At 40.5% G+C, this 18555-nt stretch carries 15 protein-coding genes; 11 read left to right on the top strand and 4 right to left on the bottom strand.

Translation table 11 applies throughout. The features are described from left to right. Positions 1–28 precede the first annotated feature (28 nt). From IJS99_10790 to IJS99_10835, 10 genes are all read left to right on the top strand, one after another. Positions 29–559, top strand: a complete 531-nt coding sequence (locus tag IJS99_10790; GenBank protein ID MBQ7562294.1) for a purine-binding chemotaxis protein CheW — start codon at positions 29–31, stop codon at positions 557–559. Between the two features lie 4 nt (positions 560–563). Continuing rightward, positions 564–2534, top strand: coding sequence for an N-acetylmuramoyl-L-alanine amidase (locus IJS99_10795; GenBank protein MBQ7562295.1), 1971 nt, complete (start codon positions 564–566; stop codon positions 2532–2534). 30 nt (positions 2535–2564) lie between these two features. After that, positions 2565–3278, top strand: coding sequence for a GerMN domain-containing protein (locus IJS99_10800; protein MBQ7562296.1), 714 nt, complete (start codon positions 2565–2567; stop codon positions 3276–3278). Then, positions 3275–3853, top strand: coding sequence for an RdgB/HAM1 family non-canonical purine NTP pyrophosphatase (rdgB, locus tag IJS99_10805; protein ID MBQ7562297.1), 579 nt, complete (start codon positions 3275–3277; stop codon positions 3851–3853). Before IJS99_10800 ends, rdgB begins: the two co-directional genes overlap by 4 nt. Further along, on the top strand, positions 3835–4578 hold the full coding sequence (locus IJS99_10810) for a methyltransferase domain-containing protein (GenBank protein ID MBQ7562298.1): 744 nt from the start codon (positions 3835–3837) through the stop codon (positions 4576–4578). Before rdgB ends, IJS99_10810 begins: the two co-directional genes overlap by 19 nt. Positions 4579–4600: 22 nt before the next feature. Beyond that, complete coding sequence (locus IJS99_10815) at positions 4601–5674, top strand: metallophosphoesterase (protein ID MBQ7562299.1); 1074 nt, start codon at positions 4601–4603, stop codon at positions 5672–5674. A 4-nt stretch (positions 5675–5678) separates the two neighbouring features. Next, entirely contained in the window at positions 5679–6476 is a 798-nt protein-coding gene (gene rsmI / locus IJS99_10820; GenBank protein MBQ7562300.1) for a 16S rRNA (cytidine(1402)-2'-O)-methyltransferase, read from the top strand. Between the two features lie 442 nt (positions 6477–6918). Further along, the gene (locus IJS99_10825) at positions 6919–7974 is read left to right on the top strand and encodes a flippase-like domain-containing protein (GenBank protein MBQ7562301.1); all 1056 of its coding nucleotides are present in this window, start codon (positions 6919–6921) and stop codon (positions 7972–7974) included. Positions 7975–8017: 43 nt separating this feature from the next. Then, positions 8018–8593, top strand: coding sequence for an isoprenylcysteine carboxylmethyltransferase family protein (locus IJS99_10830; GenBank protein MBQ7562302.1), 576 nt, complete (start codon positions 8018–8020; stop codon positions 8591–8593). A 27-nt stretch (positions 8594–8620) separates the two neighbouring features. After that, entirely contained in the window at positions 8621–9262 is a 642-nt protein-coding gene (locus IJS99_10835; protein ID MBQ7562303.1) for a hypothetical protein, read from the top strand. A 48-nt stretch (positions 9263–9310) separates the two neighbouring features. On the opposite strand, the gene IJS99_10840 is transcribed toward IJS99_10835, so the two are convergent. Further along, entirely contained in the window at positions 9311–11263 is a 1953-nt protein-coding gene (locus IJS99_10840) for a hypothetical protein (protein MBQ7562304.1), read from the bottom strand. A 504-nt stretch (positions 11264–11767) separates the two neighbouring features. On the opposite strand from IJS99_10840, the gene IJS99_10845 reads away from it, so the two are divergent. After that, positions 11768–14791, top strand: coding sequence for an RluA family pseudouridine synthase (locus IJS99_10845; GenBank protein ID MBQ7562305.1), 3024 nt, complete (start codon positions 11768–11770; stop codon positions 14789–14791). Between the two features lie 55 nt (positions 14792–14846). Here IJS99_10845 and IJS99_10850 read toward each other — a convergent pair whose 3' ends face one another. The 3 genes from IJS99_10850 to IJS99_10860 are packed head-to-tail and all read right to left on the bottom strand — an operon-like array spanning position 14847 to position 18436. Then, positions 14847–15875, bottom strand: coding sequence for a hypothetical protein (locus tag IJS99_10850; protein MBQ7562306.1), 1029 nt, complete (start codon positions 15873–15875; stop codon positions 14847–14849). After that, the gene (locus IJS99_10855) at positions 15875–16936 is read right to left on the bottom strand and encodes an ABC transporter permease (protein MBQ7562307.1); all 1062 of its coding nucleotides are present in this window, start codon (positions 16934–16936) and stop codon (positions 15875–15877) included. Before IJS99_10855 ends, IJS99_10850 begins: the two co-directional genes overlap by 1 nt. Beyond that, positions 16937–18436, bottom strand: a complete 1500-nt coding sequence (locus tag IJS99_10860; protein ID MBQ7562308.1) for a sugar ABC transporter ATP-binding protein — start codon at positions 18434–18436, stop codon at positions 16937–16939. Positions 18437–18555 lie beyond the last annotated feature (119 nt).

Below are 18555 nucleotides of genomic sequence, written 5' to 3' on the forward strand. Positions count from 1 at the left end.
GAAAAAACGGAAAAAGAGGTAGAATTTTTTGGCAGAGATTCAAACATTAGACGCTCAACGTAAAGCAGTAGATCAAGATTTCAGAGATTTAGACGTTGAAGCACTCGGAGAAGAACATATAAATCTAGTCTTCACACTTGGCCGGGAGAATTTCGGCGTTGATGTTAATTTAGTACGTGAAATAGTTAGAGTTCCTTCATTCATTACAAGAGTTCCAAATGCACCGGCTTATATTCGCGGAGTCATAAATTTGCGCGGTACTATTGTGCCGGTTTTCGATATGCACCTGAAAATCGGAATGGCCGGGCAGCCTCTCACTGACGAAGCAAGAATAGTTGTTATTACAATAAATGATGTAACATTCGGAATGATTGTAAATTCAGTGCGTGAAGTCCTGACTATTTATGACTCGCAATTAGAAGTCGCTACAAAATTATCGTCTTCGATTGATAGGCGTTATGTCTTATGGGTGGCAAAACCTGCGGACGATCGGCTTATATTGCTGCTTGATGTCTCTAGTCTGTTCGAACTTGATCAGATTTTAGAAGATAGCGAATAATTTTATGCGCAAGTTTTTATTATTTGCGTTATTTATCGTGTTGATATTTGCTTCTCTTGCATGGGGCGACGCTTCATTGTACAGGGGGGCAATTTCTATCGGAGCAGTAAGGACTATTGAATCGGGCTCAAATTTTCTAGTTTCTGTTCAGGATGTTGCGAGATTATTCGGCTTTACATGGACGAAAAGGGGCGACGAGTTAATTTTGACTCGCAGCAACACGCAATTAAGAGTCATAGCAAATTCTGCCGCAGCTTGGAGAGGCTTTACACTTGTTCCCTTATCGTCTTCACCGGTTGACAGGGACGGAAGTTTTTGGGTCGATACACAAAGCGCAATCGCAATATTTCAACCTTCAGCAGGTCAGGGCGCAAATAATAGACTCAGATTCAGCCGTTCAACAGGGAATTATATGGCCTCGACTATTGCGAATCCTTCAAGACGTGATTTAGAGTTCGGAAAATTTGACGAGCCTGCACCACCCCCGCCGCCTCCTGCTCCTGTTCAAGTTCCTAGACAAGCCCCGGCTCCGAGTCCAGTTCCGAGTCCCGCGCCTGTTCGTGAAAATAAACAGGAATTTATTACGATTCCAGAGCCAGAGCCTATATTTATTCCGCCTGTACCTGTAAAGCCTGCAACGCCTGTAACTCCTGCTCAGAATCAGAATCCCGCGCCAGTCATACAACCTGCGAATATTCCAGCAAAACCGGCAAAATATGAAACTTTCAGACCTGAAGACTCAGAGAGGCCAAGAGGTGAATTTTATCACGGTGCAATAAAGTCAATTCGTTGGAGCGGTCATAAGACTTCTAAGAGAATCCGCGCAGTCATTGACACTGAAGAAGGCTCAACACCTCAAGTTTATTTATTAAGCGGGACTATACACGCATTATTTGAGTCAGCTCCTGAAAATATCGAGGGCATAAATTCGCCGTATTCAAATATTCAGGTGAAAATTTCGCGAGTCGCTCAGGGAGTTGATTTGATGTTCACTGCTCCGGGATTTATCAAGATTGATAGATTATTTCTTGACAAGCCGCGCAGATTAGTATTTGATTTCTTCTTCCCTGAACAAATGCAGCTGGTCAGAAATACACCGGAAAATTTAATAACTCAGACTCCGAGTCCGAGTCCAGCTCCTATTATTACAACGCCTGCAAAACCTGTTACGCCTCAACCCGTTAAAATTCCCGATCCCGTTATAAATGACAGGCCGCAGCAAAAATTAATAATTCCCACGACTCCAGCTCCGAGTCCTGTTATACCAGTTATGCCGACTCCGACTCCCAGAAAAATAACGGGCAAGAAAACTATAGTAATAGATCCCGGTCATGGCGGAAAAGATCCCGGCGCGTCAGATAATGGAGTAGTTGAGAAAAATGTAAATCTCTCTGTAGGTCTTGAACTTGAGAAGGCACTACTTGCAAGAGGCTTTAATGTGATAATGACTCGCCGCACCGATGTATATTTGAAATTACAGGAACGCACCGACATAGCAAATGCAGTAAACGCCGATTTATTTGTGAGTATTCACGTCAACGCACTCCCGCAAAAAAAATCAATGACGGGATTTGAGATTTATATAATGGCTCTTCCCACTGATAAAGACGCTATGAATCTCGCAAAAGTCGAAAATCGCGAATATGTCGAGGGCAAGGGAGTCGATACTGCTAATGTTGATAAACGAACAGAAATGTTATTAAGAATTCTAGGAGATATGCAGCAAAATAATAAAATTAGTGAAAGCACCGATTTTGCCTCAGCCTTACACCGCGCAGGAGTCAGAAGCGGACTCCCTATGAGAAGAGTCGCACAAGCCCCGTTTTTCGTGTTGAGAGGTGCAGGAATGCCGGCCGTATTGCTTGAATTAGGATTTGTTACGAATGCAATCGAGTCTCAATTATTGACAAGAAAGGACTATCAACAGAAAATAGCTCAGGCAATGACAGAAGGAATTACTAATTATTTGCGATAATATAAATAATGAAGGAAGGAGAATAACAAATTGCCGCCAGTTAGACGCACTTATAATACAAATGACAGAATGCCGTCACGTCCTGCAGCACGAAGAAGGCCGCCGGTTCGGACAACTCCACGCGCAAGACCTGAAGAGAAAAGCACGCCGCTATTACTGCGAATATTATCGTGGCTGGGAATATTATTATTATTCTTTGTGCTGGGCTATCTCGGTACATCATGGGTAGTGAATATCTTAGACAGAAAATTATTCTTGAAACCTGAAAATAGAGTCGAGAATCAGGAAGATTTATCACACTTGCAAGAGTCAAGGCGTTCACAGGCCGCAAATATCCCGTCAAGTAACGCGCCTCAAATTTCGTTAAATCTTTATCACGTAATGAATGACTCAATAGCTCAGACGACCCGAAATTTTTCAAAGAAGGTTACAGAAGATAATATTTCAGATGTTATCAACGCAATTATTTCATTAAGTGATCTTAAGAACTCGAATAAAATCAAGCTGCTTCACGTGTTTAGAGATGCTGATACTGCATTTCTTGACATGTCGGGGCAGTTTGCTTCGTCTTTAGCAAGTGCAGGAAAACGCAAGACTCTATTATTATTAACTGGTATAGTACGCACAATGACTGAAAATTTTCCGCCGGTTACACAAGTAAGATTCTTGATTGACTCAAAGACTCCAGCTCCTAAGGCAGCCGGTGAAGTGGATCTCGGAGTCGCTTGGAAGATGCCGAAATGATAAATAAATTAGTGATAGCAACAGGGAATCCGGGCAAATTTCAAGAATTCAAGAAAATGGCTCAAAATTTTGCGAGTGAAATAATATACGCTCCCGAAATAGCAAAATTAATCGTAGAAGAGACCGGCCGGACTTATTCAGAAAATGCTATGTTGAAGGCTCAAGCATGGGCAGGAAAAGTAAAATTGCCTTGTTTAGCTGATGACAGCGGACTTGAAGTTGACGCGCTTGACGGAGCACCGGGCATTTATTCAGCAAGAGTCGTTAATGGCTCAGACAATAAAAAAATTTCTTGGCTGTTATCGAGTCTCAAGGGCGAAAATAATCGTAATGCGAGATTTGCGGCGGCTTTGGCTTTGTGCGTTCCTGAAGATTATATTTTTATAGGGATGGGCTATTGTTACGGAAAAATTGCGGACTCCCCTGCAGGTTCTAACGGATTCGGCTATGACCCTGTATTTATTCCCGACGGGTATAATTTGACATTTGCGGAACTTGACTCGAGCGTAAAGAATTCAATTTCACACAGATATAACGCCTTCAAAAAAATAAATTCATGTCTCATGACGAAATAATAAATAGTGAAATAACTTGCGACGAAATTTTTAGCGGTAATTTAAGAATATTTCAGCCTGTGAACGGCCCTCGCGTAAATCTTGATACTATTTTATTAGCAAACTGGGTGAAATATAGAGCCGGCAAAAATAAATTTCTTGAGGCCGGGTGTGCTTCCGGTGCGATCTCGTTAATTCTCGCTTTGAGATTCAAGAATGTAAATATAACGGGACTCGATATTCAGGAAAATTTGATAGAACTCGCAAAATTAAACGCAGCAAATAATAATTTAGACTCACGGGTTAAATTTATCGCGGGAGATTTGAGGGACAAGAATTTATTAATGCGTGAATCTTATGACTCAGTAATTATTAATCCGCCTTATGAATCACTCACACGAGGCCGGACGAGTAAAATTTTATCGCGTTCAGTAGCAAGACTCGAATTATCCTGCAGTCCTGAAGATGTCGCCGAAATGTCATCGCGTGTCTTAAAGAGTAAAGGCCGGTTATTTGCTATATTCACAAGTGAGAGGCTGCCAATTTTTATAAATTCCATGCTCGCACATAAATTAATGCCTAAAAGATTGAGACCTGTTTACCCGTCAATAAATAATAATTCGGGCGTTTTCCTGATAGAATGCATAAAGGACGGCGGAGAAGGTTTGAATCTTTTGCCCCCGTTGATAGTTCGTGATGAGTCAGGAAATTATACACCTGAAATTCTGCGGGCTTATGAGCTTTAAAATATTAGGAGAGCGAAAAATTTTGTCATTAGCTTTATGGTTTATATCTATATTTCTTGAATATTATATTTATAAGAAATTGACTCAGGCGGGAATAAGTTTATTTGCTAGAAATTTATTCATGTGCTGGGCTGTGATTTGCTTTTATGAATTTCTTTATGCGGGATATATTGCGAAATTATTTGCTTCTCGCCGGCTGGGTGAAATTCTCGGCGGACTGGGAATAACATGGATAATTATAGTATTGCTTGCGTTTCTTGCTTTCATGATTGTGAATATTTTAACGGGATTTAAGCCTTTCACAAAAAATAAAGTTTATTGCGCTGTGATTCTTGCATTCATGGGCGTTATATATTGCTTGTGCGAGGCCTATTTTGTGCAGGAAAGAAATATAATTATTAAGACTCGCAAATTACCCGAAAATATAAATAAAATCCGAATCACTTATTTAACAGATTTGCATTTAGGCGGAATTTATACGACGGCACATTTTAATCGAGTCATGAAAATAGTAGAAGACTCTAGTCCTGATATATTTATTTTGTGCGGAGATATTTTTGACGGCGATATGTCGTACTGGACTGAAGAAATTTCGCGGCTATCTAAGGCAGCTAAACGGGCACCACTGGGAGCTTTTGCAGTAAACGGAAATCATGAATATAATCACTGGTACACGGACGATTATGATACACTCACGAGGGAATCAGGCTTTAATTTATTAAATGACGAACGGGCGGAGACAGCCGGACTCGTTATACTGGGAATCGATGACAGAAAAAATGAATTTCACAGCTGGCTGAATTTCCTGCGAAAACCTGAAGACTCAAATAAATTCGTGTTAATCATAAAGCACCGGCCATATCTAGCGCAGGACTCACAGGGAAATTTTGACCTGCAATTATCCGGACACACTCACGGCGGGCAGTACTGGCCATTGAGATATTTTAAGACTTGGCAGGAAGGCGGAATCCCTCAAGGACTTTCACAGCAAGCGGGCGGACTTGTTTACGTCAGCAACGGAGCAGGATATAACGGACCTTGTATGAGATTATTTGCACCTCCTGAAGTTACAGTAATTGATTTAGTGAGGGAATAAATAAATGCCTTTAACACTTGTGCCGACCCCGATCGGAAATCTTGAAGATATAACACTTAGGGCGTTAAAAGTTTTGCGTGAGGCTGATTTGATAGCTTGCGAAGATACACGAACATCAAGTATATTATTAAAGCATTATGATATTCACAAAAATTTGACTTCTTTTCACTTGCATAATGAGAACGAAAAATTACCGGTATTGCTGCAAAAATTACGGGAGGGCGCAAAAATTGCCGTTATATCAGACGCGGGGACTCCGGGAATATCTGATCCGGGATTTATTTTATTAAAACGTGCCATTGAAGAAAATATACGAGTTGATGTTTTGCCCGGTGCGAGTGCCTTATTACCTGCTCTATTATTATCGGGACTCCAGCCTCAGCCGTTTATATTTTTAGGATTCCCGCCGGAAAAATCAGGAGAACGCGCTAAATTATTTGACTCGATTAATGAACTCGATATGACTCTATGCTTTTATTTGTCGCCTCATAAAGCAGTCAAGCAATTAACGGACATGATTAATATTTTAGGTGATAGGAGCGCGGCACTAGTTCGAGAGATCAGCAAAATTTTCCAGGAAGTAATACGCGGCAATTTGAGCGAGATTTTAGAACGAGTCAAGAATGGCATTAAGGGCGAACTTGTATTAATTATAGAAGGCAATAAATTAAATAATAATAAATGGCAGTCTGAAGCACTCTCAATGAAAGCAAACGGCGCAAGTGTAAGAGATATAGTAAATGAGATTTCAGCAAAATATAATGTCTCAAGGAATGCAATCAAGCAGGAAATAATTTCATGATACAACATGATAAAATAATGCACGGAGGGGCGTTCTAGTTTTCGTTTTCTCAAGAGAGCTGGACGAGACTCGCCGGGGATACTCCTTGTGCGGTCTATATTGGCCGAAAGGAGGTGAAGCCAGAGTGAAGGATCTTCTCGACAGAATCATAGAACTGCTACAGTACATTTCTATATCCGCAACAGTTCTAGAATTAATTCTTAGGGTGATTCGATGGCTTTTCACCCACTAAAGATAAAGCGTCTTTTACTTAAGATGTAAGTCCTGAGTGGGGTTGCAGTCCCCGCTTAGGCAGTCTTTGTTTTCCGCAATTTGTCCGACCCTTCCCGGCCAGATTGCAATTATTATACATCATTCAAGATTTTATTCAGTCAGGAATTTAGCGCAAATAATATTTACAGGTTATAATAAATATAATTATTTATGACGGAGGATTAATATTTTGTCTCTGAGAAAAGGCCTAATAATATTTATATTGCTTGCGTTCGGAGTGTCTGCAATAATAATTTTCAAGAGCGTTGATGATCAGACTATACACTCATTATTACATGCGAATAAATTTAAATTATTGCTTGCTTTATGTGTCGTCTTTCTTGCTTGGATATGTGACGCGGGGCGATTTTGTTCACTTGCATTTGCTGCTCAAGAAAAAGTCTCTTTCTCGCTGGGAATTGTCTTAACATGGCTAAATTATTTCGGCAGTGCTGTAACTCCCATGCAGAGCGGCGGCGGCCCCTTTCAAGTTTACGCGTTATACAAAAAGGGAATCCCTATGGGTAAGGGCATCGCAATAACTCTTATAAGAACTATGCTGACTGTTTTAATATTGACTCTAGCTGTTCCCGGAGTCTTAATGCTTGATCCTGAAATTTTAGAAGGCAGCCCATTTCTTAAAGGTTTAGTATTTTATGTTTTCGCCGTGATATTAGCAACATGGGCATTTATAGCGTTTACTATTATTAAGCCTGAGATTGTCAAGAAATTAATACGAGTCTTTATCATGTGGCTTAGAAGATTTAATTTCATGCGCTCAAATCGTACAGTTATAAAAATTATTCAATGGCTTGATAAGGAAGTAGATAATTACATAATAAATTTTAGACTCACGTTTAAAACTGGTAAATTATGGCTCGTTCTCGCAGTGATTTTATCAGTCTTGCATTTGCTTGCTTTATTCAGTGTTTTGCCCGTCTTAATGAGTGCGGTGGGATTGCCTTTCAGATATACTCAAACAATAGCAGTTCAGGCCGTATTCATGTTTATATTATATTTTGTGCCTACTCCGGGGGCCAGCGGAGTCGCTGAAGGGGGCGGGGCGTTGCTTTATTCTGTCTTAATGCCTGAAAATATGGCCGGGGTAATGTCGATTATATGCAGATTCTTCACGGATTATATTTCGATTTTTATGGGAGTCGTAGTAGTTATTAGAATGCTCGGCTGGGGAGTCACTGAAAATTTACACAAGGGAGCAGCAATTGATGAGGCCGATAATAAATAACGTGCGGGAATAAAATTTTTTGTAAATATATATAGTGATGACAATGGAAAAATTTAGCGAATTTATATTTAGAATGCGCGGGGGACTTTGGACTCTTTTATTTGTGCTGATATTAATAACTGCATACGGGAATGAATCAAGCTCAATGCAAATATATATCTCGCTTGTAATTATAATATCCGGTCAAATTTGGCGGTGCTGGGCGGCCGGCTTTATAGGCTTATACAGGGGCGAAAACGTGAAAGCTCAAAAACTTGCACAGACTGGGCCGTATGCTTTAATGCGCAACCCTTTATATTTCGGAAATTTCTTAATCGGTCTCGGCTGGAGCATAATAGCAGGCTTTTATGCAGTGATTATATTTATAGCTAGCTTTTATTTATTGTATATTCTCGTGATAATTCCGCATGAAGAAAATTTTTTACTCGGCAAATTCGGCGATGAGTATATTAATTATTGCGGACGTGTTAAAAGATTCCGGCCGGTCTTGAAAAAATTTAAATTTAGCGATTTAACCGGAGATTTTGACTCAAAAATTTTATTGCGCAGTGAAATTCATACTATAATAACGACTGTAATAGGCACACTAATAATTATTGCTGTAACGTGTTATACTTAATTGCTTTATTTAAAGGAGGCGGAATTAATGCCCAGAAAATATATGATAAATAATGAGCCGGTAACAGAACGCAAAATTATAACAACGCAGGAACTTTTAGACGCAATCACAGAAACTGAATATCCCGATTATGTGCTTGAAATTGTCGCGATTTTCCGGGAATGGATGCATGACTCAATTGAAGCTCCTGACACAGTTTATAACGGACAGAATGTTTTTGACGCTATGTTGAGCCAATTTTTTGACGAGGAAGCAGTAGGAGTTATGAATCTTTATGAGAGTTTAAGCAAATTTGAAGATATTGCCGATCTCATACCCGGACACAAGAAACCTGAGGGCAAACCTGATACTATAGTTGTGAGTGTGAATCCTCCTGACTGTGAAAACGGACTCCACGCGGCTATAGATTACGCAGCAGTCTTTAACAGGCCGGAATGTAAAAGAATCTGGATAATCTCGAATACTTATATATATGACGACATGATGAGATATGCGAATCATATTGATGCACTGGCAAAACAGGGCATAAAGACAAGATTTATTCTAGTAAACGCGTGGGGATGGGTTGAGCTTCCATTAAGTTCAGCTAATGCAACAAAGCAGCAATTTATATTAAACACTGACACGCCAAAACATACACGCACAATAAGACGAAAGAAGACAATATAAAATTTTAACAGGTCTCATGAGGGTGTGAGGCCTGTTTTTTTTGCGCAATTATAGCATTAAGAAAGCAATCACGAATAAAAGCCCGACGGCAAATGTCATTAAACCGTATGCAAGACTTGACGGCAAAAGAGTCCCTACTGTCTCATTTTTTGACTCGTCGTGATAGAATCCGAAATCTGTATCTTCAGGCGGCTTAATAAATTTAATTCTCGACATGTTAGACAATGCCAAAGTAACCGGCCCCGCTGTGAATAAATCTAAAATTTTCGCAAATAATGACCCGATAAACGGCAATATTACACCGATTACTGGTCTAAATAAGAAATTTTCTATATTGAGCCATGCAGGCCACTTGTCATAATAATCGTAATTTTCGCGGCTGATTAAGAATTTTTTTATGAACAAGAAATATACTATTATCCCGATTGAGATAGAAATTATTGAGCCTTCAAGATTTGCAAAGGTGAAATAATTTATAATATGATGATGTTCGGGGGCATTCATGAAAGCCGAGCCGAGTACGCTGATTTTATCGCCGGTGTCATATGGCAGCATTCCTATTAATGGCAGCAGCAAAGCCGAGAAAGTCAATAATGCCGCGTTTACTCCTGAAATATATTTTTCTTTAACGTGCATATTTTTATCAGGCCGGGCAATAAATAACGCTACAAATAATTTTATTACATAAGCAGTAGTTAAGCCGCCGGAAATCAAGAAAAGCCATTCACATATATTAAATAAAAATTTTTCACTTGACAGGCTCATAAATGCAAGAGTCCCCGCCGTGTGATGTATATGTTCTACAATGCTTTCATGTATTAAAGTCTTGCCTAAATATCCATTCCATAAAGGCGCACCCATGAGTCCGAGTCCTCCCATTATGAAAGCAAACATAAAAATTTTTCGCCCGCGTCCGAACCCTTTTATGTCATTCAAGTTTAATTTATGAGTATTCATGTGAACTACACCGGCGCAAAGAAATAATACCAGTTTTATTAACGAGTGCCCGACCATATATAAAATAGTCCCTCTTACTGCTAGATCATTTTCTTGACCTAGAAAGCACTGCATTGCGATACCCGTTAAAATAAATCCTAATTGCGACATTGACGAACATGCAAGAGTCCGCTTAATATTCACGGAAAATACAGCGAGAACAGCTCCGAGTGTCATTGTTATAATTGCGAGTATCAAGAGCAGAAATCCCCATATAGAATCATGCAAGAATACTCCGGCGGATAATATAATAATCCCGAATAGTCCCGATTTAGTGAGCAGTCCCGACAATAAAGCACTTGAGGGAGCAGGTGCAGCAGTATGAGCAGTGGGCAGCCATATATGAGACGGAAATATAGCAGCCTTTGCAGCAAATCCCGTAAAAATTAACACGCCTGAAATATATAGCTCGCTCTTGTCCATTTTGAGCCGTGATAGTGAGTCAATATCAAGAGTCCCCGTTTTCGCGTAAAATAAAATTAGTCCCGTCAAAGTTACAAGCCCGCCTATAATTGCAATTGCTAAATAAGTCTGTGCTGCCCTTTGTGCGTCCCTTGTCTCGTCCTGAACTACCATTACATAAGAAAATAGCGACATCATCTCGAAAAATATAAATGTAGTGTATAAATCGCCCGACAAAAATACTCCCATAATCGAGCCCAGAGTCATTAACACGTACAAATAATAGCGATTTCTATTTCTGTGATGAGTCAAATATTCGCGTGAAAATATCGTAGTTACTGCCCACATGAAAGCAATTATTACAGCATAAATATATCTGAAGCCGTCAAGACAAAATTTTATGCCCAGTCCGCAGACTCCGGGAGCTTTGAACTCAGACCCGATAAATTTATAAGCGTAAAGAGTTACAGCAAGCTCAATTAAGCAGACAAGATCAGCCGTATAATCGCGGAATTTCCTATCTTTCTTGCCGACAAAGTAAGACACAAGCCCGCCTATCATTGGCCATAACACTAAGAATAATAATAAAAAATTGCCTTCCATCTATAAATTACCCCTTTTTTGAGAACGCCGAGATTCAAATTTTTGTAATTGTGAAAATATGATTTTGCTTTGATTATAGCATGAGTGAAGATTTATAGAATCCGTAAAATTTCATGTGATAGAATAATAGACAGTTTGTGAAGTTCTGCAAATTAGGAGGACCCTAGCTTGAGAAACCCAGTTCGCTGGGCGGCAATTCAGGCGGGGGGTTGCCGCTAAAGGAAATTTGTTTCTTGTTCTCTTCCCGCCCGCAGAGGAAAGGAGGGAGTGCTGTGAAGACCCTCGTGGAATTCTTGAAAGCTCTTGCATCAGTATTTAAATACTTTGCTGAAGCGATCAAAGCACTAACGGAATTTCTCCGTTTGATCCGAAATAAATAACGCGCCTTTAACCATTCTTGTTATTACTCTTGTCGGTTAAGGTGGCAGCCTTAGCCGGCATTCAAGTTTTTTGTCCGTTGTCCTCCCGGACGTTCTTATTATAACACGGAGGATTCATAATAGTATGATTAAATCTTTTAAGGTCTTAGAGGCTTATTCGGGCGACGCTATGAAGGGACTTGCAAGGATTCACCCTGATGATATGAAAGAATTAAATTTGTCAGAAGGTGATTTAATAGAGTTAACCGGCCGGACTGTTACACCAGCAAGAATCAGAGCAGGCGACAAAGAAACAGGCACGGGAATAATTCAGATTGACGGGCTTATACGAGAAAACGCCGGAGTCTCACTTGACGATAATATAAATCTTGAGACAAGCATAATTTATCACTTTGCAGGCAGTATAACTCTTCAGCCGCTGGGAGACGTAAAATTATCTGATAGAGAGAAGGACGAGCATTATATACTTTCACTCTTAGAAGGCCAAGCAGTCAGGGCCGGTGATAGAATCCGAGTTAATTTATTCGGGACTCGTATCTGCGACTTTCAAGTTACAGCAGCAACCCCCGATGGCACTGTCATAATTAATAAATCTACATATTTAAATTTGCTTAAGCCTTTAGAAATAAAGCACTCTCACAAAATTTCTTATGAAGATATAGGCGGTCTTAGTTCACAAATTCGCAAAGTCCGTGAAATGATAGAGCTTCCCTTGAGATTTCCGCAAGTTTTTGAGCGTCTAGGAATTCAGCCCCCGCGCGGAGTGTTGTTATACGGCCCTCCCGGAACTGGTAAAACAGTAATCGCCCGTGCTGTAGCAAATGAGACTGACGCATGGTTTACGCATATATCAGGCCCGGAAATAATCGGCAAATTCTACGGTGAAAGCGAAGAGAGACTCCGCAAAATTTTTGAAGAGGCTCAAGACCGCGCACCCTCGATTATATTTATAGACGAGATTGACGCAATTGCACCTAAACGCGCAGAAATGGGCGGAGAAAAACAGGTAGAACGCCGAGTAGTTGCCCAGTTATTAGCACTAATGGACGGCCTAAAATCACGCGGACAGTTAATAGTAATAGCAGCTACAAATATTCCCAATTCTTTAGATCCTGCTTTGAGAAGGCCGGGAAGATTTGACCGTGAAATTTCGATTCCTATTCCTGACAGAAACGGGCGGCTTGAAATCTTAAAGATTCATACTCGCGGAATGCCTTTATCTCAAGACGTTGATTTAATGAAAATTGCTGATTTATCACACGGTTATGTCGGTGCAGACTTGGAAGAACTTGCGAAAGAGGCCGCTATGTCATGCGTTAGAGATATTTTGCCGATGATTAATTTTACCACTCAAGAGATCCCATATGAGAAAATTTCAAAACTTGAAGTTACTCAGCAGCATTTTATTAACGCATTACTTGAGACAAACCCCTCGGCTACACGTGAATTCTTTGTTGAAGTCCCTGATACTAAATTCAGCGATATAGCAGGACTTGACGACATAAAGCAGCAACTAATTAACGCAGTAAGACAGCCATTAGAACACGCAGATTTATTCACGAAATATAAATTAACTCCCATTAAGAGCATATTATTATATGGAGCACAGGGAACCGGCAAGACTTCACTAGCTAAGGCACTGGCTCATGAAAGCGGCCTAAATTTTATAAACGTTCAGAGCGCAAATTTATTATTACGTTATCAGGGAGATTCTGAACGCGCCCTAAAAAATATCTTCCGTGCAGCAAAACAGGCGGCACCCTCAATTATATTCTTTGACGGAATTGACTCGATATTCCCCGATAAAAATCCTCCGTCACAAACTTTGCGGGGACAATTTTTTGCGGAACTCAACGGGATCGAAGAACTCAACGGCGTTACTGTCTTGGCCGCAACTGATAACCCGCGGGGCTTGGACAAGGCTTTATTTTCTCCGACAGTCTTTAATTTGCGCGTCAAAATGCCCATCCCTGAAGAGAATGACCGAGCAGAAATTTTTAAACTTGAACTCGCTGATAAACCTTTAGATAATAATATTGATTTTACCGAACTAGCACAATCAACTGAAGGACTTAACGGCGGAGATATAAATTTTATTTGCAGGAGTGCCATAATGCAGGCTTTAAACGAGAACACAGAAAATTTTATTATAAAGCGTGAAAATTTTGACGAGGCTATAGACTCATTCAGTGAATTAATAGCAAAGAGACAAGAGTCAAACGAGCAGGAAAAATTACAGGAAAATGCAATAGAGATTACAGCAGAAGCAAGTTATTCAAGGCTTGATGTTTTCTTAGCTGAAAAGTTAAATATAACCCGCTCGCAAATTCAGAGAATGCTCAAAACCGGCCTAGTGTCAATAAACGGAGTCAAGCATTTAAAGCAGGCTCAAAAAGTGAATAAGGGCGATAAAATTATTGCGATAGTCCCAGAGTCAGAAAATATAACGGCTCTTGTCGGTGAAGATGATGTACCATTTGACGTAATTTATGAAGACGATCATTTAATCGTAGTAAACAAGCCCGCCGGAATAATCGTTCACCCCGCCCCCGGTAAAATGCACGGGACATTGATTCAAGGGCTCGTTCAGCGTTACCCGGAATTAAAGGAAATGGACGGATTTATGCGCCCCGGTATAGTCAGCCGCTTAGATATGGGAACATCGGGACTCTTAGTTGTTGCTAGAAATCAAGAGTCTTATAATTTATTACAAAAAATGTTCGCTTCTCGTGAAATCAATAAATATTATTTAGCACTGGTACACGGTCATTTGCCTCAGCCTGAAGGAATCTTATCCGGTCCGATTGATAAAGACCCTAAAGACTCGACTCACTCTATAATAGTCGAAGGTGGCAAGCCATCAATAACCGGCTACAAAGTCATAAAAGAAAGCGCAAAATATTCACTTGTTGAGTGCAAATTATATACTGGGAGGACTCATCAAATTAGAGTTCACATGTCGGCGGCCGGGTGTCCATTATACGGGGATTATGCTTATGGAGCGCCGGAAAAATTTATGAATCGAGTATTTTTGCATTCGTGGAAGTTGTCATTTATTCACCCTATAACGGGCAAAGAATTATCATTCAGGCAATTTATACCGGAAGAGTTTACTAATTTGTTATATGTCTTGAATCACGAGAATTAATTTATCACAAAAATATGCGGTGCTGCCATATAACACAACACCGCGCAAAATTTTTTTATTTCCTGCCCGCTGAAGTAGTTATGACTCTTTGAATGCAGATAAATACAAGCAATAATAACCCCGTCGCAATCTTGCCCCACCATGATAATAAATTGCCGTTGAATGTAATCAGAGCCGGAATTATTGATTTTAACAGAACCCCGAAAAGAGTCCCCGCCATATAGCCGACTCCGCCGGTTAAAAGAGTCCCGCCTATTACTGCGCAGGTTATTACTTCGAGTTCTCCGCCCTGTAGTGATAAATTCCAGCCGCTTTTTACGTAGAGTGCGTAACTTATTCCAGCTAAGACCGAGCATAACCCGTTAAAGCCGTAAACTAAAATTTTAGTCCGTCCGACCGGGAGTCCCATTAAGGCCGCTGATTGTTCATTGCCTCCGATTGCGTAAATATTCCGCCCGAATCGTGTTCGCTGTAAAATAAACGCCCCGATTAATATCACGATTAAGAATAATATCACGTTGAAATTTATAAATGCTATGGGCTTGATTCTTACCCACTTACCATCAGCGAATTTCATTAAATAAATTTTCCAGCCTGCCAACGAGTCAATCATGGGATGATGTATATCAATTGATTCACGGCTTATCAGTGAACACACCCCGCGAGCTAAAAACATTCCTGTCAAAGTCGTTATAAACGGCGGGACGTTCAAATAATGAATTACCCAGCCCATTATAAGGCCAAGCCCGACTCCCATGACTACAGCCGCCGCAATGCAAATTAACGGGTGAAGATTCAAAACTGTAGTCCCATATGCTATAAACATTCCAGTAAGAGACGCTACAGCACCGACTGATAAGTCAATTCCGCCCGTGATTAATACCATAGTCATTCCGACTGCTGAAATTCCGAAATATGCATTGTCTATAAATAAATTTACAAATGTTCTCACAGTTAAGAAACCCTTATCCCCGTAAAGTGCCGCGCCGATTGCATAAATAACAAGAAATATTCCGATTGTTGCATAGACCATTATATATTTAGGATTCGTTATTCTAGTAAAAAATGTCTGTCTATTTCTCATTATTTAGCACCTCCCTGACGCTTTGCCGCACGTTTAGCGAAATATTTTCTTACCGGTTCAGACTGTAAAACTATAACAACAGCGATAATTAACGCCTTAAATGCCATAGTCGCCTCTGCAACAATCCCGAAATAATATACAAATGTTACGATTGTGCGAATTATTAACGAGCCTACTACAGTCCCCGCAAGACTGAATCTCCCGCCCGACATGTTTGTCCCGCCTATTACTACAGCTAAAATCGCGTCCATCTCAAAATTTAGTCCGGCATTATTTGAGTCATTTGACATTATGCGGCTCGAATAAATTAATCCCGCTATTCCTGATAATAAGCCAGTAATCATAAAGACTAATAAAATTACTTGGCCGGCCTTGATTCCTGAAAGTCTGCTGGCACTGGGATTAACTCCGACTGACTCGACAAATGCCCCGAACGCTGTTTTACGGGTAAATAAGGCAACTGCAGCGACTACTATAATAGTTATTATTATTGGCATGGGTAAACACAAAAAACTCCCCTGTCCTATAACTCTAAAAGGCGAATATCCAGTTGTAAATTGCTTCCCGTCCGTCAAAATTTGAGCGATCCCACGCCCGCAGACCATTAATATTAAAGTCGCGATAATCGGCTGCATTCCGCCTTTAGCAACAAGAAAACCGTTAAACAGTCCCATTAAAGCGCAGACTATCAAAGGCACTCCGAGAACTAAAATATACGGATAAACTGTATAATCTCCGGGAGTCGTATATGTCAGAACATCCCAGCGCAAAAATTTTAAAGCAATAGCCCCCGCAACTGCAACGAGCGCACCTACTGACAAATCAGTCCCGCCCAGTGCAATAACAAGAGTCATTCCCATTGAAATAATCGTAATTTCTGCCGAGCGATTTATAATATCTATCAAGCTCCCGTAAAGCATTCCAGTTGAAGGCTGATAACTTATGCTGAAGAAGTCAGGCCGAATCACAAAGCAGACCAGCAAAATTAACGCCTCAGCAATTACTGCCCATGTTACTTTTGACTGCATGAGTCCGGAAATATCAAATTTTTTCGCTGACATTTAAGCCGCCCCCTCCGCTATGATTCTTAATATATCATGTTGAGTGCATGAAGAGCCTTCAACTTCCGCAACTTTTTCACGATCCCGCATTATTATAATCCTGTTTGAGCAGCGTATAATCTCGTCAAGTTCGGAACTTATAAATATTAACGAGACTCCATCTTTGCACATTTCGAGCATTAATCTTTGAATCTCTGCTTTAGCTCCTATATCGATTCCACGTGTAGGCTCATCAAGAATTAAAATTTTTGGATTTGCTGCCATCCACCGAGCTAATATAACTTTCTGCTGATTGCCCCCTGATAGTTCACCGGCTTTTTTCTCGCAATCGGGCGTGGCTATTCCTAAAAGTTTTATATATTTATTAGCGAGTTCTTCCTGTTCCTGCCGAGTCATGGGCCGCATGAAACCTTTTCGGGACTGTACAGCTAACATTATATTTTCTCGAATGCTCAAATCTCCTATAATTCCGTCGCGCTTTCTATCTTCAGGACAAAAGGCAATTTCTGATTTTATTGCGTCAAATGGCTGCTTGATTTCTACTTTTTCGCCGTCAATAAAAATATTGCCCCGTGAAATTTTTTCAGCTCCGAATAACATTTCTGCTGTCTCAGTCCGTCCGCTGCCTAAGAGTCCAGCAAAACCGATTAATTCACCTTTTCGCAACTCTAAAGAAATATCATTTATTTGCGAGTCCCCGATGTGTTCAGCCTTTAATATTATATCCGCGCCGTCCTGAACTTCCGCACGTTTCAAGCTGAATATCACGTCCATATCCTTCCCGACCATTTTTGTAACAAGCTCAAATTTTCCGAGTTCGTTAATTTCATAAGTCCCGATTAAATGACCATTGCGCAAAATTGTCATTCTGTCTGATACGGCGTAAATTTGATCGAGAAAGTGCGTTATAAATATTATTCCCATTCCTGAAGATTTTAACTCGCGCATGACACTGAATAATAATTGTACTTCGTTCTCGTCTAGTGAGCTTGTAGGCTCGTCAAGAATCAAAATTTTTGCTTGAATATCAACGGCTCGTGCTATAGAAGTCATTTGCTGTATTGCTGTCGAATAATAAGAAAGCGGGCGGGTTACGTCAATATCCAAGTGAAAGCGGGACATTAAATTTTCTGCTCTCTTGTTAATTTCTGCCCAGTCGATTTGGCCGTGCTTCATGGGCTGGCGGCCTACGAAAATATTTTCAGCGACGCTCAGATTTGGACATAAATTTATTTCCTGAAAGACTGCCGATATACCTAATTCTATAGCATTGCCCGGCCCGGTCGGGTGAATCTCTTGACCGTCGAGAATAATTTGTCCTGAATCCATTTGATTAACGCCTGTTAGACATTTTATGAGAGTCGACTTTCCTGCGCCGTTCTCGCCTAAGAGTGAATGAATCTCGCCAGCTCTCAACGAGAAATTAACGCCGTCAAGTGCCTTGACTCCCGGAAATTGCATAGTGATTCCCTTCATCTCAAGAATATTTTTTCCTGACAAATTGAGTCCCTCCTTATTGAATAATATATATGCTCACAAAAAATTTTTATGCGTGAATGCGGGAGCACCCCGTACCCGTTCGGCCTTGTCCTCTGGTGTGGCGTCGTTCTGCCGGTAGA

The sequence above is a fragment of the Synergistaceae bacterium genome, from assembly GCA_017444345.1.
Lineage (GTDB): Bacteria > Synergistota > Synergistia > Synergistales > Aminobacteriaceae > JAFUXM01.